Below are 19,031 nucleotides of genomic sequence, written 5' to 3'. Positions count from 1 at the left end.
AAGCCGTATTGACGCATTGATCCTCCGCCGTGGACTTGCGCAGTGTAGTTGTCGTGGGCGACAATGACGTAATCCGACGGGTACCAGGCTATGGTCCCTGCAACCCACTACGCCAAGAGCGGCGACGTTCACATCGCCTACCAAGTCGTTGGTGATGGGCCCATCGACTTGGTGCTGGTTCATGGCTGGATTTCTCATCTTGAGTACCAATGGGAAGATCCCGCATTAGCCAGGTTCCTCAACCGTTTGGCCTCTTTCAGTCGCCTCATCGTCTTTGACAAGCGCGGCACGGGCCTGTCGGACCGCGTCGCGGAGAGCGCGCTGCCCACCCTCGAAATGCGGATGGATGATATCCGCGCGGTCATGGACGCAGCAGGTTCAAATCGCGCCGTCATCTTCGGCATCTCTGAGGGGGGGCCGCTTTCGACGCTGTTTGCCGCGACCTATCCCGGGCGCACCGCCGCACTGATCATGTATGGCGCTTACGCCAAGTGGATTCGCACCGACGACTATCCGTGGGGCCCCACACGTGAGCAGCACGAAGCCGCCTTCAATGCTTACGAAAAGCATTGGGGAACACCGATCGGCCTCAAGACGCTGGCCCCCAGTGCTGCCAATGACGAACGGGTGCGTCAATGGTGGGCCCAGTTCATGCGCATAGCCGCCAGCCCAGGCGCCGGCATCACGCTCTATCGGATGAATGTCGAGGTCGACATTCGCGCGATCCTTCCGACGATCAGGGTGCCTACCTTGATCCTCCACAGGAGAGGCGATCGATTGCAGCCTTGCGAGGGCGCTCGCTACATGGCCGGGCAGATCCCGGGTGCAAAGTTCGTCGAGCTGCCCGGCGACGATCACATGCTCTGGATCGGCGATGCCGATTCGCTGCTTGCAGAGATCCAAGAATTTCTGACGGGCGAAACTCCGATGTTGGAGGCGGACCGCGTTCTCGCAACGGTCCTCTTCATTGATGTTGTCCAGTCGACCCAGCGCGCCACGGAGATCGGAGACTCACGTTGGCGCGACCTGGTCGACAACTATCATCAGCTCGTTAGCAAGGAAGTCGCGCGTCTCGGCGGTCGCGTCGTGAACACTGCCGGCGATGGTGTGTTCGCAACCTTCGACGGCCCGGCGCGCGCGATCAAATGCGCGCGCGCGGTCAGGGACGTGGTTGGCAGTTTGGGGTTGGCGATCCGCTGCGGTATTCATACTGGCGAGTGCGTAATTGAAGGCGACGACGTGGCTGGCATCGCTGTGCACATCGGTGCGCGCGTGGCAGCCCGCGCTGATCCTGGCGAGATACTTCTTTCCAGCACCGTGAAGGACCTGATCGCTGGCTCAAGAGTAGAATGCTCGGACCGGGGTTCTCATACTCTCAAGGGCGTCCCCGGCCGCTGGCGGCTTTTCGCAGTTCAAGAATGTGCACGTTAGGCCTTGTCGGTTGCGGAAAGCACCTGCTTCGGGTCAACAAGCGACTTGGCCGGATGGCGGGTCCTCGCGCAAAGCGGACATTCGGTCGGACCGGCAGTTCGCAAAAGAGTGGGTCCTATCATCCGCTTGCTGACAAATTTTCGGCAAAGTGACCACGAAACATGAGCAATTTGCGGACTGACGCACCGCGGCAAGGTGCCGCTATCCGATCAGAAGCGCTGCGAAAAAGTTGATCCGCGCGAGTCTGGTTTCGGCCGATCGTTCGGATAAGCTTGCAACAATTGCGGAAAGATCAAAAAGCTTCTTGGGAGGAAATGATGCTCGACACCACGCTTAACGCGCGCATCCAGGCCTTTCTCGACAAATTCGAAGCGGCGCTTGTGGCGGGCGACCTGGACGCCGCCGTAGCGATGTTCGCACCCGAGTGCTACTGGCGCGACCTCGTTGCCTTCACCTGGAACATCAAGACCATGGAAGGTCGCGATCAGATCCGCGAGATGCTCAACTCCTGCTTGGCACAAGCAAAGCCACGCAATTGGAAAATAGCCGACGCGGAAAGCGCTACTGAAGCCGACGGCGTAATCGAATGCTGGATCACGTTCGAGACCGAGGTCGCGCGCGGCTACGGTCTAGTCCGTCTCCAGAACCAGATCTGGACGCTTTTGACGACGATGGTCGAACTGAAAGGTCACGAGGAAAAGGCGGGCTTCACCCGGCCGCTTGGTGCCCGCCATGGCGTCAATCCCGGCGCCAAAACATGGAAGGAATTGCGGGACGAGGAAACCGAGCAGCTCGGCCTTAAGACGCAGCCGTACGTGCTCATCATCGGCGGCGGTCAGGGTGGCATCGCACTCGGCGCGCGGTTGCGCCAGCTCGGCGTGCCCACCATCATCGTCGAGAAGAACGCCCGTCCCGGCGACTCCTGGCGCAACCGCTACAAGTCGCTCTGCCTGCATGATCCGGTCTGGTACGATCATTTGCCGTACATCGACTTTCCGAAGAACTGGCCGGTGTTTTCGCCCAAGGACAAGATCGGCGACTGGCTGGAGATGTACACCAAGGTCATGGAGCTGAACTACTGGACCGGCACCACGGCCAAACACGCTGACTGGGACGACGCCAAAAAGGAATGGACGGTTGTCGTCGAGCGCGATGGCAAGGAGATTACGCTCAAGCCGAAGCAGCTGGTTTTCGCGACCGGCATGTCCGCCAAGCCGAACATGCCGCAATTCAAGGGTATGGACACCTTCAAGGGTGAACAGCACCATTCCTCGCGCCACCCAGGTCCCGATCGCTACAAGGGCAAGAAGGTCGTCGTGATCGGCTCGAACAATTCGGCACATGACATCTGCGCCGCGCTGTACGAGGCCGGCGTCGACGTGACCATGGTGCAGCGCTCGACCACCCATATCGTGCGCTCGGATTCGCTGATGGCATCCATCGCGGACCTCTATTCAGAGCGCGCGGTCCGCGGTGGAATGACGACAGCCAAGGCCGATCTGATCTTCGCTTCGCTGCCCTACAAGATCCTGCATCAGTTGCAGAAGCCGGTTTATGACAAGATCCGCCAGGATGACGCCGATTTCTATGCAGGGTTGACGAGAGCCGGTTTTCGGCTCGACTTCGGCGACGACGATTCCGGTCTGTTCATGAAGTACTTGCGTCGCGGCTCGGGCTACTACATCGACGTTGGCGCCTCGCAGCTCATCATCGACGGAAAGGTCAAGTTGGTCGCAGGCCAGGTCGAGGAAATCACGCCCAATGGTGTCAGACTCTACGACGGGAAGGAGCTGCCCGCCGATGTGATCGTCTACGCCACCGGCTACAGTTCGATGAACGGCTTTGTCGCCGACCTGATCAGCCGGGACATGGCCGACAAGGTCGGCAAGGTCTGGGGACTAGGCTCGAATACCACCAAGGATCCCGGCCCATGGGAAGGCGAACAGCGCAACATGTGTCCGACGCAGCAGGAAGGGTTATGGTTCCACGGCGGTAACCTGCACCAGTCGCGTCACTACTCGCAATTCCTGTCCCTACAGTTGAAAGCTCGCTATGAGGGCGTTCCGACCCCGGTCTATGGCCTGCAGCCCGTTCATCACAAGGCATAAAGCTTCGTAGCACATGGTTGGGTTCGCGGTTTGGCGTGGCCCATTGCCGCATGGGCCTGACAAGCTCGTGCGGACCCCGCATCGAAGATCCACTGGTCCGCTGCGCCAGCTTTAGCGCCTGTGTCGCGTCGACCGGTTGAGCCGGCAATGCAAGGCGGAGATCAAGATAGATTTTGGCCCGGTGTCTAGGGTCCAGACTCAATTGAGCCAATATGCGACGAGAGCGGCGAGATGAACAGCGGCCAAAAAATTACGGGCGAGCTTGTCATATCGCGTGGCGATGCGCCGGAAGTCCTTGAGCCTGCAAAAGCAGCGTTCGATGACATTTCGTCCTTTGTAGGCGCGTTTGTTGAAGCGATGGATGACGACACGGTTAGATTTATTGGGGATTACGGGCTTGGCGCCACGACGAATGATTTCGCCGCGAAGCTTGTCGCCATCATACCCTTTGTCGGCGAGGAGCACGCTCATGGGTGGCGCGAGCGCCAGGACATCGGGAGCCGCAGCGATATCGGCATCCTGGCCTGGAGTCAGATGCAGGACGACCGGCCGGCAGAGCGGATCGCTCAGCGCATGGATTTTTGTCGTGCGGCCTCCGCGCGAGCGGCCGATTGCTTGATTGTGCTCCCCCCTTTTCCGCCGGAGGCACACCGGTGAGCTTTAATCGAGGTCGAGTCGAGCGACAGTACGACGCCGTCTTCGCCAGGCTTGGCCAGCGCTTCGAAGATTGCGCACCATCGTCCTCGCTTGGCCCAGCGATTGAAGCGATTGTAGATCGTCGTGTAAGGGCCGTATTCACGTGGACAATCACGCCATCGTGCACCCGATTGCAGCATGTGAATGATGCCGCTGACGATGCGTCGGTCGTCGTCCCGATCCGGCCCCGTCAGTCCCCTCGGCAGATGCGGTTCGATACGCGCCCATTGCCTGTCGTTCAGCCAAAACAAACCAGCGCGCATTCTCTCGCCCCCGAATCAACACGTAGGCAAGAGAATCACGTGGCGCTATTTAGGTACAGACCCTAGTTTGAGGTCGGTCTATGGCCGACTTCTTCCATAACAACTGATGTGCGCATTGTGGCTTATCTCGCCTTGTTTGCTTTGCGGGCTCCGGTGGTCCGAAAACCCAATTGTCACATAAAGATCGGATGGGTGAAGGCGCGGCTGTTTCTGTCGATACTCGGCTCGCAGCCGGCTTCTTTCGCTTTGCGTGTTCTACTTCCGAAGGCCTTTTGCGCCCGTCTGAAGGCCGGTATCGTTGCTGCGAAAGCCGTGTCCCTTAGGTCCCCGGCAGCAGTCGCGGGGGAATAGATGCAAAAGAACGGCGCGGCGATCGTCTTCAGCGCAGGCGACTTGGTCGGGCACCTGAATTGTCGTTACCTTACGTACCTCGATCTCAAGGTCGCGCAAGGCGAGCTGGCGAGGCCAAGGGTCCGCGATGACCCAACTCTCGATGCGCTGACAGAGCGCGGCAAGATCCACGAGCGGGGCTTCGTCGACCATCTTGCCGAGCAGGGCGGCTCCGTCGCTAGGCGATGGTCCGCGGCGACGCAGTGATCGTCCAAGCGGCATTACAGGATGGACATTGGAGTGGTCGCGCCGATGTGCTGCGTCGGGTCGAGATACCAAGCGGCTTGGGCGCTTGGTCTTACGAAGTCACGGACGCCAAGTTAGCGCGCGAGACCAAAGGCAACACGGTCCTGCAACTCAGTCTTTAACTCGGACTTGTTGGCGAAGATGCAGCAGAGGCCCCCGGAGAAGGCCCACGTTGTGACGCCGGGGACGCAATGCTTGCCGGAGGCGTATCGCATGGCTGATTTTGCAGCGTTCTATCGGCGCATCAGGCGAAGCCTCGAGACCTTTGCGGCTTCGCCTTCGCATAGCGGTCTCTATCCCGACCCGATCGAGCACTGTGAAATCTGCCGGTGGCGTGAGCCCTGTGCGTCGAGGCGGCGCAGCGACGATCACCTGTCGCTTGTCGCAGGGATAGCCAAGACCCAGATTGAAGAACTGGTCCGGCGAGGTGCGGGCACTATGGCGGCGCTCGCTACGCTGCCTATCCCCCTGCAATGGCGCCCTGATCGGGGCAGTGCACCAGGCTACGAGAAGGTCCGCGAACAGGCGAGACTCCAAGTCGAGGGGCGTCGACTCTCACTCAGAGATTTTTTACTGGTTCGGCGTGGATTTTTGGCGAGCTCAATAGGACCAAGCCGCTCTTGATGAGCTTCGGACACAGCGCCGCAAACTTATCGCAGATCTCAATTCATGTACCGGGATCGACTGCACGAGCACTATTCGACAGATCGAGGAAGACATCGTCGTGATTGAGGCTGGGCTGGCGCGGTTGGATGGCGCAGCGACGAGATCGCCAACCAGTTGTTCCCGTTCAGCCCGCCGCCTTAACTTCCTTCTCCGCTCCACGCATCACAATCTTGAGCGCGCCATCCGGCAACGGCCGCTGTAACGCCTTCGCTCATCCCACGGCGCGCGCATCCAGACATCACGCTGCTCGTCTGCGCCGTCAGGATCACGGCATTGTCTTTGAATGCGACCGGCTCCAATCACGAAAACATTCGGCCTTGTCGACAGGAACCATAGGCAAGGTGTGGTCCGGGGATTGGCTGCGTGTCTAAGTCGGGACGTAATGCCTCATACCCAAAATGATCCCGGCTCCTCTGAGGACTCATTTAGCCATAACAGAGCTTGTCGCGGTTCTAGAAACAAGACGCGTTCTTCCCTGGCCGATGCTAAATCACCGCTAGAAAGATCGAGGACGAAGCCTCTGCGATTGTCATGCAGTAACGCTTCTCTGGCGTGGCTCTCGGAGAGGGATTGAGTATCGATGAACGGAACAATTCGAGAGGAAATAAGCTGCACTTAAAGATCTTCCTATCCCGACCTTGAATCACGACTCACGTTCCAAGAAAAGTGGGTACTAGTCATGATTGTGAGTCTTGTGCTGGGAATCCGGGAAGGGAGAAGCAGTGATCAGGTCGCAGGCGTTGGGACTCTTGAACCCCGGGATGAAACGCTCGCAAACGGCGGCGTTGACGGTGCCGTACGTGGTCGCTGGCTTGTGCGCAAAACCGGCGAAATACTCCTGAATGAAGCCTTCTCTGAAATTCGTGCGCGGGTACTTGGCGACGATTTCCTCGCGCAGCTCCGCAGGAAATTGCTCGAACCCCACTCCAATGACATCGAGAAGAACACCGGAATTGAGGAGCGCTACTTCAGGACCCATATACTTCGGGATGCCGGGAGTGGTGTGCAGCGCGATTGCTTCCCAGACGGTCTGCATCTGATCTTCAGCGATGTTATGGGTGCTAAGAAACTGCCGTGCGGCATTTGCGCCATCGACCTCGAAGCGCTCGTCTGGGCTCGAGAACTTCTTGATCAGGCCGAGATCGTGAAATGCGGCGGCGACGTACAGAAGCTCACGGTCGAAGCGCAGATTCCTCTGACGACCCTGCTCAGTCGCGAACAGGTAGACGCGGATCGAGTGATTGAACAGCAGATCGGTGGAATGTTCGCGCAGGATGTCTGTCGCCTCTTTCGCGAGCAAGGAATCGGGAATGACGAGAGCCTGGGCGAGATTTCGGGCTGTCATTGTTGCGTCCTTTCTAGGATTACTGTGGGGCTTGGCTGCGCATTGCGCGGGAGCGCAACTGCGACGTTATCCTGATCAACTCGCTCCGACGTCGAGCACGATCTTTCCTTTCGGCTGAGGCCGCACGCGTTCCAGCATCAAATGAGCCTCGCGCGCATCCGCGAGCGGTAAGACTGTCCCCACGTTTGTTCGTAGTTTTCCACCATCGATGAAGCGAGCGACCTTGGTCAGACATTCGCTCCTGACGTTGACCAGAAAGAAGGCGGCTTCAACACCGTAGCGCTTTGCAAGGTCCTGACCCGGGCGAGACACTGCCGAAATCAGCTTGCCGCCGCGACGAAGGACCTGGAATGAGCGTTCTTGAGTTTCGCCGCCGACCAGATCAATAACAGCGTCCGCGTCCTGTACTTCTTTCTCAAAGCGCTGGGTCCGGCAATCAATCACGGTGTTTGCGCCGAGGTCGCGCACGGCGGAAATATCCTCCGTCGATACGGATGCGATGGTTTGCACACCTGCCTGACGAGCCAGTTGAACCGCATAGGATCCTACGTTACCGGCCGCTCCCTGAATGACCACCGTTTGACCTGCTTTGAGTTGGGCGTGATCAAACAATGCCTGCCATGCGGTGACGGCAACGACAGGAACGGAGGCGGCTTCGACGTGGGTTAGCGAGGTTGGCTTAGTCGAAACCATCCCTGCGGAAGCGACAGCGTATTCGGCGTAGGCCCCGACAAACTGCGGGTTCGTAACACCGTACACCTGATCTCCCACAGCTAACTCGGCAACGTCATGGCCCATGGCGACGATTTCACCAGAAAGATCTGAACCCAAAGTGAGAGGAAGCGGTTGCGGCAAAGCGCTCTTGCCAGCCCTGATCCAGCCATCCCATGGTCCGACTCCAGCGGCTTTGACTTTGACCAGGACCTCGCCAGCGCCTGGCTCGGGCCGTGGAACGCGCTCGAACTTCATGATCTCTGGTGGCCCGAACTCGCGAACGCGCCAGGCCATCATTGTTGAAAGAGTTCGCTCTTCAGTAGCGTCACGAATCATGCTGCTCGGAATCATCTGAAACTCCTGGTGCTTAGCTGGCTTGTCCGCATGTGGCCACGGGGCGCTGCTTTGAACAACAAACCCGATCCTACGGATCAGGACAGCCTCACGTCGTTTCCTGACAAGATCGGCGCGAACGGGCGCTCTTATCGGGTGCTATCGAGGGCCCTGACAAAGCGACTTGCAGAACCCAACCTTTAGAAGGTCAGGATCTCAAGGCCATGTCAGACTTTCTGTGCTGCGGAGATCTGCTGCAACTTCCGTTGTGAGCAATCTCTGGCCGCGTCGACATAGGGATCAGGCCGAAGCGAGAGTCGTGGGCACGCTCCCACGCTGGCATGTGGTCAGATCGGCAAGTCGTGCTGCGACTCTGCGTCGGCGACCGTCTGCAGCGAGGCAAGCGAGATTCCGGGCAGCCTAGATGCCGACCAGCCCATTTGGCGCGGCAGCTCGAGGTCGACTTTCTGGGCAAATAGGTCGTGCAGGGTTTGGAAAGCGCTGCAACCGGTCTCCGGGCTGATTTAACAGGATCGCAGACCCGGGGTTTGCACCACTGTAGCTGAGCTGATTGGAGGTGGCTCGACGCCAGAATTCATTAGTTTGAATGTACGTGCGTAAGGCTCCAGCGTTCATTCCTCGCCACTGGCACGATCCGAATGATTCCCGAGCAAGTGCGAAGAAGTTGAAGCCAGAGCCATCGAGCAGCACCTCTCGTAACAGCACCACCGTCATCTCCGCTCGCACGCCGACATCACCTTGACGGACTCATCGGTTGAACGAGTGAGGGTCGTTCGCGCCTGAGACGAAGACTGTGGCCGTCATTGGGTCCACCAGCTTGCCGTATTCTTTTGTCCCCAAATGGGGATTGCTGGATCGCTCTTCTTTCATCCAAGGTTGCTTGATCGGAGCCCACATCGATCGGTGATGGGCATCAAGCCAAACCCAAAATCTGCGACGTCCATGACGGGCCGCAATCCGACCCGCGTCGCGCATTTCCATGCAAAGGGAGCGGAGACCATGGCACTCATCAACGGAACAGCAGGCGACGATGTATTGCCCGGTACGGCTGCGGACGATCAGATCAATGGCCTGCAAGGTAACGACACCATCACGGGTCTCGACGGCAACGATACCGTAAGCGGCGGTCCGGGCAACGATAACATCGATGGGGGTGCCGGCAACGATACCCTGGATGGAAATGCCGGTATCGATACGATCGCCGGTGGCGATGGCGATGACACGATCAATGGCGGCGCGGGCGACGATACGCTGAACGGAAATGCCGGCGTGGACACCATCCATGGAAACGCGGGCATCGATACAATCGATGGTGGAACCGGCGACGATCACCTCTTTGGTGACGCCGGCGACGACAGCATCCATGGCGGGGACGGCAACGATGACGTCCATGGCGGCGCAGGCGCGGACACCCTGTGGGGCGACGCCGGCGACGATACGTTGAGCGGCGACGCCGGCAATGACGTATTGAACGGCGGCGACGGTAACGACGTACTTAACGGCGGCCTCGGGGATGACACTCTGAATGGCGACGCCGGTAACGACGCGCTGAACGGCGGACTTGGCAATGATCTGCTGAATGGCGGTACGGGCGACGACATCCTGAACGGTGGTGCCGGCGCCGATACGCTGAACGGTGGCGACGGTATCGACACCATGCATGGCGATGCCGGCGATGATCTCATGGATGGCGGCGGCGGCAACGATGTGATGTTCGGCGATGCCGGAGACGACCTCATGGCCGGCGGTGCGGGCAACGACACCATGAGCGGCGGTAACGGCGATGACGAACTCAGCGGCGGAGCCGGCAACGACACGCTGAACGGCGACGCCGGAGACGACACGCTGGCCGGCGGCGACGGCGCCGATGTCCTGAACGGTGGAGACGGGGCCGACTCCCTATCGGGAGGGGCCGGCAACGACACCCTGAATGGCGATGCCGGCGATGACGAGTTGAGCGGCGGCAACGGCGCCGATGTCCTCAGCGGCGGGCTCGGCGACGATGTGCTGACGGGCGGCGGAGGTACCGATACGCACAATTTCGGTGACGGTACGGCGACCAATTTCGGCAATGATGAGGTCACCGACCTCAGTGCCGCTGATGGCGATGTCGTTCATGTCGATGCTCCGGCAGGCTTTGACCCGGCCACGGTCGTCGTGGACGACGACGGCACCAACACGGTGCTGGATTTCGGCTTCGGCACAATCCAGCTCGACGGCGTCTCGGGCGGCGCGACACCGTTCGAGTCGATCGATGATATCAACAATGCCGCCGGTTATACGGCGATCGAAGTTGTCTAGCGCCGACTAGTAGCGGGGCGGCTGTTAGGCCGCCCCGCCCTCATCTCAGTCAGTGATAGTGCTGGCAAGTTATGTATTCGCGTAACCGTGGTGCGATCCCAGCATCTGGTCAGAGATTGCTGGTGGCCTTAATTCCGGGACGATTCGCATTGGTGTGGATCGTGTGTTTCAGTGTGTCCGTAAACCTGCTGCTGCTGGTCGTACCTTTCTATTCCATCGAAGTGTTCGACCGCGTGCTCAGCAGCGGAAGCGTCGAGACGCTTGTCGGCCTGACCATCATCGCCGTCGGCGCTCTCGCCTTCAGCGCCGCCTTCGACACGTTTCGTAACCGTCTGTTGAGCCGGTTCGCGGTCGGGTTCGAGCACTGCCTCGCTCCGATCATCCTTGAAGGTAGCATCACCGGCGCGGCGCCGGGCGACGGCCGGCAGCACGATCTCGTCAAGCTTCGCGAGTTGAGAAGTTTCCTGTCGAGCGGAACGGTCACATCGCTGATAGATGCTCCATTCCTCCCGGTGTTTATTGTCATCCTGTTCTTCCTGCACCCCTGGTATGGCGTCATAGCCCTGATCGGGGTTGGGGTCCTGCTGGCGATGGGTGTTGCAAGCCACTGGATCGCGCGCGGGGAAATTGCGCAGGCTTCGCAGGCCGCGTTGAAGACGCAGGCGTTGCTCGATGGAATCGTCCGGCACTCCAGCGTGGTGCGGGCGATGGGCTGGACCCGGGGCGCCATCCGCGCGTTCATGAGCCTCAATGACGAAGCCCTGTCTCCGGTGGTGCGGGCCAGCGAACGCATCTACACGATTAGCGCCGCCGCGCGAACGGTCAGGACCATCCTGCAGATTGCCGCGATCGGCTGTGGTGCCTGGCTCGTGCTCCAGAACGAGGTGCTGTCCGGCAGTCTGATCGCGAGCTCGATCCTGATAGCGCGCACATTGCAGCCCATGGAAGGGTTAGTCTCGGCCTGGCGCGCGCTGGCATCTGCGCAGGACGCCTGGACGCAAGTCTGCAACGCCGCGATGCCGGTGCTTGCGCGTCCGCGGAAGACGTTGCTTCCGCCGCCATCCGGCATCCTCCAGGTCGAACGGGTGACATTCCGGATTGGCGGGACGCAGCGTCCCATTCTCGCGGGCATATCCTTTCAATGCCGTCCGTCCGAACTTATCGTCGTGATCGGACCGACCGGTGCTGGAAAATCCACATTGCTGCGCTTGATGGCAGGCCTCGAGCGGCCGACCAGCGGTACGATCCGGTTGGACCACGCAGCACTCCATACCTGGGATCCCGACCAGCTTGGGCAATTCGTCGGCTATCTCCCCCAGGACGTGCAGCTCCTGGATGGAACGGTGGCCGAAGCCATTGCCGGGTTTGATGAATGCGCACGGGACGAGGCCATCGTCGCGGCGGCCATGCTCGCGCAGGCGCATGAGATGATCCTGTCTCTTCCGGCCGGCTACCAGACCGAGATCGGCCGCGACGGCTGCAGGCTATCCGGGGGCCAGCGTCAGCGCCTTGGTCTTGCACGCGCTTTCTTCGGCGATCGCAAATTGATCCTGCTGGATGAGCCCAATGCTAATCTCGACCCGGACGGCGAAGAAGCGTTGTGCTCCGCCATTCAATCGGCCAAAGCGCGCGGCGCAGCGTCGGTGATCGTCACCCACCGGCCGCGGCTGTTGACCATCGCCGATGCCGTGCTGCTGTTGCGGGACGGCAACCAGATCGCCTTCGGACCGCCATATGAGGTTCTTCGTACCCAGCGGCCGGCACCGGTACCGGGTTCGCCAGGGCCCCCTCGCAATGTCGAACCTCAGAGGCTGCCAGGCAGGAGGGTCATTCCATGACGCAGACCGGTCATGCCTCCGCGATGTCCGCGCCTGTTGCCGGCCGGTCGAAGACGTGGCCGACGGAGCAACCGCGATCCGACATGCGACGGATCATCGCCTGGGGTTGTGTATTGCTCGTCCTGCAATTTTGCGGCTTCGGATTGTGGGCAACCACGGTTCCGCTCCGCGGCGCCGTCGTGGCACCGGGATTCATCAAGGTCCATTCAAAGCGCAAGGCGGTGCAACATCTGGAAGGCGGAATCATCAAATCGATCTATGTCCGGGAGAACGATCACGTCGAAGCCGGTCAACTCATTGCACGGCTCGACACCGCGCAGATCGAAGCGACCCTTGGTTCCCTCGAAACGAAGTTCTTTGCCGACCTGGCGATGGAGGCCCGGCTGGCGGCGGAGCAAGACGCCGCCAAGTCAATCCGGTTTCCGGACGAATTGCGGGAAAGTGCGACCCGTCTCTCCGCACGTATCGCCATTCAAACCCAGGAGGCTGAATTTGCCGCGCGACTGGCCGCGATTGAAAACGAGCGCAAGGTGATCGATCAGCAGATGCTCCAAAACGCGGACGCCATCCGCGGCCTGGAGAGCAACACTCAAGGACTTGAACAGCAACTCAAACTTTTGCGAGAAGAGATAGCCGACACGAGCTATCTCCTCGCAAAGGGCCTCGCCCGGAAACCACGTGTGTTGGCGTTGCAACGCGCGGAAGCCGAGGCTGCCGGACAGGTCGATCGCAATGCCGCATCAATTTCGGAGATGCAGGGCAAGATCTCGGAGTTGCAGGACAGACGCCGGCAACTAGGGTTCAACCAAAATCAGGATATCGCCAAGCAGCGGCATGCGACGAGCGAGGAAATCGGTGACCTCAGACATCGAATTGCCGCGTTGCGTGCCCAGCTTGTCCGGTCCGAATTGCGTGCCCCGGAAAGTGGAAGGATCGTCGGCCTCAACAGCAGGGACCTCAATGCCGTGCTTGGACCTCGGGAAACCCTTTTGGAAATCGTTCCGACGCAAGATCGGCTTGTCATCGAGGCGACATTGAAGCCTGCCGATCGGGAAGAGGTCTATGTCGGACAGATGACGCGTGTGCGGGTTCACGCGCTGAACGTTCGTCGCCGGCCGATGCTCGAGGGAAGGGTCGTCGGCGTTGCGGCAGACGCGCTGACCGACACCCGTTCCGGCGAGAGCTCCTATTTGGCCGAGGTTGAGCTGGACCCCAACGCGCCGACAGCCTCCTACATCTCCACATTGATGCCTGGAATGCCTGTCGAGATATTTGTCGAGACGGGGGAACGAACCTTTGCGGAATATCTTTTGCAGCCGATGACGCTACGGATCAACCGTGCGTTCAGGGAGAATTAGGCGCTGGTGAGGGGTGGGCCGGCCTGCGAGGGAGGCGACCGTGCATGAATGCAGTAAGGCACTACCGTCCGCACAGGATGATTTTCGTTCCGGTTGCGTCGAGCGCGCCTCGAAGCAAGGCAATGACGGATGTGGTCTATCAGGGCCGTGTCCGGAGCCGCGCCCGCCACAGATCGCAATGGAATATTTCGCGAAGGCCATGGCGGAATTGCTCGGTTGCCGGAGCTGCTACGTAGCCATGATATCCTCCTCCGGGCTTGAAGAAGTCAGAATCGGAGACGCCCCAACCGACCCGTCATGCACGACGGTGGTTGAGCGAATTGCGCGCACGGGCACCCCTGAGGACGTCGCCTCGCTCGAGCCGATCAATTCCCGGACCTCGTTCGTCCGCAAGTTGATCGGTGCGGAACCCCCGGTAAAGAGTCATTCAGTCATTGGCAGGTTTGCTTCCGATGAGCGAGCCACGGTCGTATTCGTGGCCGGATGGCGACCGGCCGCGCTTGCGGCAGCCGAGATTCCCGGTTTGGCGCATACCGTGCGCCCGTTATGGAAGGCCGCTCATTCACTTGCCCGGCAAACGCCGGAGCATGTCGATGCGCAACTCTGGCTCGAAGAGCTGACCTTTCCCGCCATCGTCGCGGACCAAAGTCTGCACATTTACGCAGTCAATCGTGGTGGACGAGTACTGCTTGCCAAGCGCCAGCTGCTAAGGATGGACGGAGGCAGGCTCGCGGGCTCATGCGGTTCCGTGACCGAGAGCTTGCGGGAGGCAGTCGGGAAGGTGCTGATCGAGAGCGGGACTCATGGATGGTTCAATACTACGGTACCGCTCTCGATGGATCGTCAGCAGTTCGCCTTCGCCAAGATCGGCGCTGTTCCAACGCATGACAAGCTGGGACAGGCCCTCATTGTCGTGCCGCAATTCGACGACGTGCAGGGCGCGCACTGCATTGCATCTGCCTTCGGATTGAACTGGGCCGAGGAAAGAATCGTCACCCGGATTCTTCAATTCCATTGCCCTCGCGATATTGGAGCCGAGCTTCGGCTGACCGAGGCAACGGTGCGAACCTACACCAAGAGGATCATGCTCAAATTAGGGATCAATCGACAGTCGGAATTCTTTCTTCTGTATCATCTCACCCAGTCGCCTTTTGGCGCTGGCAGGCGGGAGAACTCGGTGAGCCGGCCGGCCTTCGACTGTCAATTGGACGAAGAGGGTCCGATGAGATTGCGGAGGGCTGGCAAGCGTTCGCCTGACTGAGTACGGGGGTCTCCGCGATGTCTAGTCGCATGAGCTGCGCAGGTTTGCTCCACCGGGCGTTTGCCGCCCTCGTATTGGTTGGGGCCGGCTTCCATGCCGATGCCCAGAGCATTCAATTGGCGCTTCCTATTGCCTGCGAGCCTGGCCGTACCTGCTACATCCAGAATTACACGGATCTCGATCCGTCTCGGTCGGCGCGAGATTACAAGTGCGGCACGCTGACTTATGACGAACACAACGGCACCGACTTTCGCTTGCCCTCACTGGCAGTGCAAAAGGCCGGCGTGGAAGTGCGCGCAGCGGCAGGCGGCAGCATTCTTCGTATCCGCAATGACGCTCCAGACGGGACTTTTACAAAATTGGGGCGCGAAGCGGTGCGCGAGGCCGAATGCGGCAATGGCGTCGTCATCGAACACCCGGAGCAGTGGGAAACCCAGTACTGCCACCTGGCCGCCGGAAGTGTGTTGGTCAAACTTGGAGACAAGGTCGAACTTGGACAGCCGATCGGCCGTGTGGGTCTCTCCGGCCTCACGGAGTATCCTCACCTGCATTTCACCGTGAGGCACAATGGCGTGGTCGTCGATCCCTTTGCGTATGGCGTTCGTCCCGAGTCTTGCCAAGGCGGTCAATCCCTCTGGCTTACTGCCTTGCGCTCGAAACTCGAGTATCAGGAACGAGCCATCCTCAATGCGGGCTTTACGACGGGTCCGGTCACGATGGAGCTCATCGAGGACGGCAGTGCCGAGAGGCAAATGCCGTCTGCCAGTTCGATGGCGATCGTCGCATTCGTGCGGGCTATCGGGCTCAAGGCAGGCGATGCGCAATGGCTGGTCATCAAGGATCCTCTCGAGAACGTCATTGCGGAAACTCGGTCTGCGCCACTTCAGGCCAACAAGGCGCAATTCATGCTCTTTGCGGGGAAGAAGCGACCTCCTGGGGGGTGGGAACGCGGGTCCTACAAGGCCACTTATGTTGTCGAGCGCGATGGCCAGGTCGTGCTCAGGAAAGACCTGGAGCTCATGCTCTAGCGCTGCGCCTGTGCTCGGGGGGCCTGACTCCACGGGCCTTTTAAGGTCTGATCGGTTGCCGGAACTGGCCCGCTCCCGCTATAGGGCGCGGAGAGGGTGATTTGTTTCAGATAAGATCGCACTGGCGGCCTCCGACGACAGGGGAGGCTCGAAACCAACGAAAGTGGTCGCCGATTTGCTTATGATCCGCACCGACGAGAACGGAGCATGCGAACTTGTTAACGTTGAGCTGAAGTCTCAGCGAACCACCGAGACCCACCGTCAAACTCGGGGTTTCTGGCAATTCATGGGGCCAAGCCAAGTGATTCTCTGGCGGGAATTCGTTGACGTTGTGCTGGAAGGCGCCAATCGAACCTGGAAGACCGACAGCGAGAGCAGAGGGATAGTAATTTGGCCTAACGCCGTTAAGCCCTCAAAGTCTACCGCTGAACTCATTGCTCGATACAGGTCGAAAGAGAATATCGAGACGATCTGCTACTCAGGTCCGAATTATAGCCTTGCTCTGGGGTCGTGAGCCTGGCGCGGATCAGCTATTGCGTTAACCAAACAAACAGGTAGCCTTAATCTGGGCAAAATGTCGTCTAGGCTCGATCCCTCGGTGTGGGCATCGCTGTGATCAAGGTCGTCGTACTTGGATTGATTTGTGTTGGGGGCGTCGGAGCTATTGCTGCCGCCACCTCCAAGTCTCCTCCGGTGCCGATGACATCAATCACCTATCCTGCTGTAGCCGGCAATAAGGCTGATCGGCTTTCGCTGGTCAGCATGCAGGACATCCAGCCGAGGGTGGAGCAGGTTGCCCTTGCTTACACAACACCTTCCGAGCCGCCGGTACCACCTCAACCTAAGCCAAGGGAAGTGGCCAAGACGAAGGCTCCAGAATTCATTGCTCGCCACTGGCACGATCCAAATGACACCCGAGCCAGTGCGAAGAAGTTGAAGCCTGAGCCATCGCGAAGCACCTCCCGAAGCGACTCCTGAGCTATGGCTGATTTTGGGTGACGCGGCCTGATCAGGCGGCGTGGCTTTCAGTGTTCGGAATGACTTCGATTCCGTCGATGAACTTTACACCGGCGATGACTTTCGGCAACTGGTTCGTGCTCTTCAATCGCCGCCAGGTCTTCGATGCGGCGTCGATGAGCTTGAACACCATCAGCTTCGCAGTTTGTTGCGACAGCGATCCCTTGGTCCGCACCGTTCGGTGGCGCACCGTGGCGAAGACGCTCTCGATCGGGTTCGAGCTGCGTAGGTGGATCCAGTGCTCAGCAGGGAAGTCGAAGAAGGCGAGCAGCGCATGGCGATCCTTGATCAGGCACTCCACCGCACGTCCGTATTTGACGTGGTATTTCTCGACGAAGACGTCGATCGCGGTTTCAGCTTCGGCCCGGTGTGGGGCCAGATAGATGTTCCGCAGGTCGTTCTTCATGGGGCCCTGCACGGATTTGGCGACCTTGTCGAGTACGTTGCTCACTTTATGGCACCAGCATCGTTGGTGCCGCGTGCCGGGAAAGGCCTCGTCCAGTGCCTTCCAGAAGCCGAGGGCGCCGTCGCCGATGGCGAGTTGCGGGGCAATCCGTAACCCGCGTTGCCGCAGGTCGATCAGGAGTTCGCGCCAGCTCTGCGCGCTCTCGCGCACGCCGACCTGGAAGCCGATCAGCTCCTTCTTGCCTTCCGGCGTGGTGCCAATCAGCACCAGCATGCATTCGCTGTGATCTTCCATGCGGGCCTGCAGGTACACGCCATCGGCCCAGATGTAGACATAGCGACGCGCCGACAGATCGCGTCTCTGCCAGCGTTCGTACTCGACCTGCCAATCGGCCTTCAGGCCGGCGATCACCGAAGGCGACAGGTTCGGCGCATCCTTGCCGAGCAGCGCCGAGAGCGCCTCCTGGAAGTCGCCGGTCGAGATGCCGCGCAAATAGAGGACCGGGATCAAGGCATCCAGGCTCTTCGTCCGCCGCGCCCATAGCGGCAGGATTGCCGAACTGAAGCGGAGGCGGTCGCCTGGCCCGCTCGCTCCGCGGTCGCGGACCTTGGGACGAGCGACCTCCACCGGACCGATGCCGGTCGCAATCTCGCGCACCGGACCGTGCCCATGTCGGACCAGGCGCGCTCGACCGTCGGGCAGCGTCAGATTGGCCGTGCTGGCCAGAAACGCGCCAACCTCGATCTCGATCGCCCTGGCAAGCAGGTCCCGCGCGCCGGCTCGAACGATATCGGTCAGTGGATCATCAACCGCGGACGGCTGACGGAAAGCAAGAACATTGGTAGTCTCGGTCATGGCGTATCGCTCTCCTCGAGAGGTTCTGGCAGGCTCGTCACCCGCCTCGATACGCCGCCTTCCTCACACCGTCATCACCCAGATTCCGCCATAGCTCGCGACTCCTCCGCCAAGGTAGCTGCGTCACAAGACTGTCGAACAGATGGCATCGGCTCTCTGATGCGAAGACTTAACTTACAACCGGCCTGCGACCATTGAGGCTCATTGGTCTGCGCCGCCGATAGTTCTAAGAGGTCGTCTATCGTTGATGGCCTAATCCGATTTTGCAGTACCGAATTGGCCGAGTGGCCCTTTGTTTTTTGCCGTTCATTTTGATCACTGGTGCTTACGCTGGTCTCTCCAACCTCTGTCCGGTGCACGTGTGATGAACAGCATCCAACCAGCCTTCAGCGAAGGCTCTGCGAGCGAAACTGCGCGGAGAATCGACTCTGTCGCGTGGGCCGCGTTCTTCATTTGGGTAGGGATCGCCATGCTAATGGGGGTGCCGTGGGACTGGTTTCTTGTGGGCGTCGGCGTCCTCACTCTTAGCGGCGCAGTTTTTCCACTGGAGCATGGACAATAAGGTTGACCTGTTCTGGATTGCCTGCGGCGTAGCTTTTCTCGCAGGAGGCGTGTGGATGCTTCTGCAGTTTCCCTGCCGTTGGCACCGATATTGATCATCCTGCTCGGAATAGTGTTGCTCAGCAAAGCCCTTCGCTGAGCCAGAGCGACGATAGATGATGGCATTTCTGCGAAGTGGCGCGCTACATCGAAG

General features: G+C 59.8%; 13 protein-coding genes. 9 read left to right on the top strand and 4 right to left on the bottom strand.

The window, feature by feature from the left end; translation table 11 throughout:
- Positions 1-90: 90 nt before the first annotated feature.
- Both ACFLEY_RS40030 and ACFLEY_RS40025 read left to right on the top strand, forming a co-directional pair.
- Positions 91-1,431 carry an adenylate/guanylate cyclase domain-containing protein gene (locus ACFLEY_RS40030; protein ID WP_028176057.1) on the top strand — a complete coding sequence of 447 codons (1,341 nt, stop codon included), beginning with the start codon at positions 91-93 and terminating at the stop codon, positions 1,429-1,431.
- Between the two features lie 317 nt (positions 1,432-1,748).
- The gene (locus tag ACFLEY_RS40025; RefSeq protein ID WP_060912887.1) at positions 1,749-3,539 is read left to right on the top strand and encodes an NAD(P)/FAD-dependent oxidoreductase; all 1,791 of its coding nucleotides are present in this window, start codon (positions 1,749-1,751) and stop codon (positions 3,537-3,539) included.
- Between the two features lie 198 nt (positions 3,540-3,737).
- Here ACFLEY_RS40025 and ACFLEY_RS40020 read toward each other — a convergent pair.
- A protein-coding gene (locus ACFLEY_RS40020) for an IS5 family transposase (RefSeq protein WP_110115998.1) occupies positions 3,738-4,498 on the bottom strand; the annotation gives its coding sequence in 2 pieces (ribosomal slippage) (positions 3,738-4,159 and positions 4,159-4,498; 762 coding nt in all).
- Positions 4,499-4,849: 351 nt separating this feature from the next.
- Here ACFLEY_RS40020 and ACFLEY_RS40015 point away from each other — a divergent pair.
- Positions 4,850-5,095 (top strand): hypothetical protein, encoded by a 246-nt coding sequence (locus ACFLEY_RS40015; protein WP_039184876.1) that lies wholly within the window; start codon positions 4,850-4,852, stop codon positions 5,093-5,095.
- A gap of 1,378 nt (positions 5,096-6,473) precedes the next feature.
- On the opposite strand, the gene ACFLEY_RS40010 is transcribed toward ACFLEY_RS40015, so the two are convergent.
- Positions 6,474-7,145, bottom strand: a complete 672-nt coding sequence (locus ACFLEY_RS40010) for an HD domain-containing protein (protein ID WP_011090403.1) — start codon at positions 7,143-7,145, stop codon at positions 6,474-6,476.
- A gap of 75 nt (positions 7,146-7,220) precedes the next feature.
- Positions 7,221-8,210, bottom strand: a complete 990-nt coding sequence (locus ACFLEY_RS40005; protein ID WP_074076801.1) for an NADP-dependent oxidoreductase — start codon at positions 8,208-8,210, stop codon at positions 7,221-7,223.
- Between the two features lie 1,002 nt (positions 8,211-9,212).
- Here ACFLEY_RS40005 and ACFLEY_RS40000 point away from each other — a divergent pair.
- The 6 genes from ACFLEY_RS40000 (at position 9,213) to ACFLEY_RS39975 (ending at position 16,977) form a co-directional block, all read left to right on the top strand.
- Positions 9,213-10,514 (top strand): calcium-binding protein, encoded by a 1,302-nt coding sequence (locus tag ACFLEY_RS40000; protein WP_249163435.1) that lies wholly within the window; start codon positions 9,213-9,215, stop codon positions 10,512-10,514.
- A 152-nt stretch (positions 10,515-10,666) separates the two neighbouring features.
- A complete protein-coding gene (locus ACFLEY_RS39995; RefSeq protein WP_171901322.1) occupies positions 10,667-12,352 on the top strand; it encodes a type I secretion system permease/ATPase in 1,686 nt (561 codons plus the stop codon).
- Positions 12,349-13,710, top strand: coding sequence for an HlyD family type I secretion periplasmic adaptor subunit (locus ACFLEY_RS39990; RefSeq protein WP_011090398.1), 1,362 nt, complete (start codon positions 12,349-12,351; stop codon positions 13,708-13,710). Before ACFLEY_RS39995 ends, ACFLEY_RS39990 begins: the two co-directional genes overlap by 4 nt.
- Positions 13,711-13,888: 178 nt before the next feature.
- Positions 13,889-14,971: a helix-turn-helix transcriptional regulator gene (locus tag ACFLEY_RS39985; protein ID WP_162185852.1), complete on the top strand. Its 1,083-nt coding sequence runs from the start codon at positions 13,889-13,891 to the stop codon at positions 14,969-14,971.
- A 29-nt stretch (positions 14,972-15,000) separates the two neighbouring features.
- The gene (locus ACFLEY_RS39980) at positions 15,001-15,999 is read left to right on the top strand and encodes a M23 family metallopeptidase (protein WP_028175783.1); all 999 of its coding nucleotides are present in this window, start codon (positions 15,001-15,003) and stop codon (positions 15,997-15,999) included.
- A 612-nt stretch (positions 16,000-16,611) separates the two neighbouring features.
- Entirely contained in the window at positions 16,612-16,977 is a 366-nt protein-coding gene (locus ACFLEY_RS39975) for a hypothetical protein (RefSeq protein WP_129557486.1), read from the top strand.
- Positions 16,978-17,008: 31 nt separating this feature from the next.
- Here ACFLEY_RS39975 and ACFLEY_RS39970 read toward each other — a convergent pair whose 3' ends face one another.
- On the bottom strand, positions 17,009-18,277 hold the full coding sequence (locus ACFLEY_RS39970) for an IS256 family transposase (RefSeq protein ID WP_038952271.1): 1,269 nt from the start codon (positions 18,275-18,277) through the stop codon (positions 17,009-17,011).
- Positions 18,278-19,031: the final 754 nt, after the last annotated feature.

Origin of the sequence: Bradyrhizobium sp. YCK136 (assembly GCF_044570075.1) — a bacterium.
Classification (GTDB): Bacteria; Pseudomonadota; Alphaproteobacteria; order Rhizobiales; family Xanthobacteraceae; genus Bradyrhizobium; species Bradyrhizobium diazoefficiens.
This window is presented reverse-complemented; position numbering and strand designations above follow the sequence as displayed.

What these genes read in the sequence shown, in the direction of transcription:
- ACFLEY_RS40010 (WP_011090403.1), bottom strand. Translation starts at nt 7,145, where the DNA reads ATGACAGCCCGAAATCTCGCCCAGGCTCTCGTCATTCCCGATTCCTTG.
- ACFLEY_RS39990 (WP_011090398.1), top strand. Translation starts at nt 12,349, where the DNA reads ATGACGCAGACCGGTCATGCCTCCGCGATGTCCGCGCCTGTTGCCGGC.
- ACFLEY_RS40015 (WP_039184876.1), top strand. Translation starts at nt 4,850, where the DNA reads ATGCAAAAGAACGGCGCGGCGATCGTCTTCAGCGCAGGCGACTTGGTC.
- ACFLEY_RS40025 (WP_060912887.1), top strand. Translation starts at nt 1,749, where the DNA reads ATGCTCGACACCACGCTTAACGCGCGCATCCAGGCCTTTCTCGACAAA.
- ACFLEY_RS40000 (WP_249163435.1), top strand. Translation starts at nt 9,213, where the DNA reads ATGGCACTCATCAACGGAACAGCAGGCGACGATGTATTGCCCGGTACG.
- ACFLEY_RS40005 (WP_074076801.1), bottom strand. Translation starts at nt 8,210, where the DNA reads ATGATTCCGAGCAGCATGATTCGTGACGCTACTGAAGAGCGAACTCTT.
- ACFLEY_RS39970 (WP_038952271.1), bottom strand. Translation starts at nt 18,277, where the DNA reads ATGACCGAGACTACCAATGTTCTTGCTTTCCGTCAGCCGTCCGCGGTT.
- ACFLEY_RS39980 (WP_028175783.1), top strand. Translation starts at nt 15,001, where the DNA reads ATGAGCTGCGCAGGTTTGCTCCACCGGGCGTTTGCCGCCCTCGTATTG.
- ACFLEY_RS39985 (WP_162185852.1), top strand. Translation starts at nt 13,889, where the DNA reads ATGGAATATTTCGCGAAGGCCATGGCGGAATTGCTCGGTTGCCGGAGC.
- ACFLEY_RS40030 (WP_028176057.1), top strand. Translation starts at nt 91, where the DNA reads ATGGTCCCTGCAACCCACTACGCCAAGAGCGGCGACGTTCACATCGCC.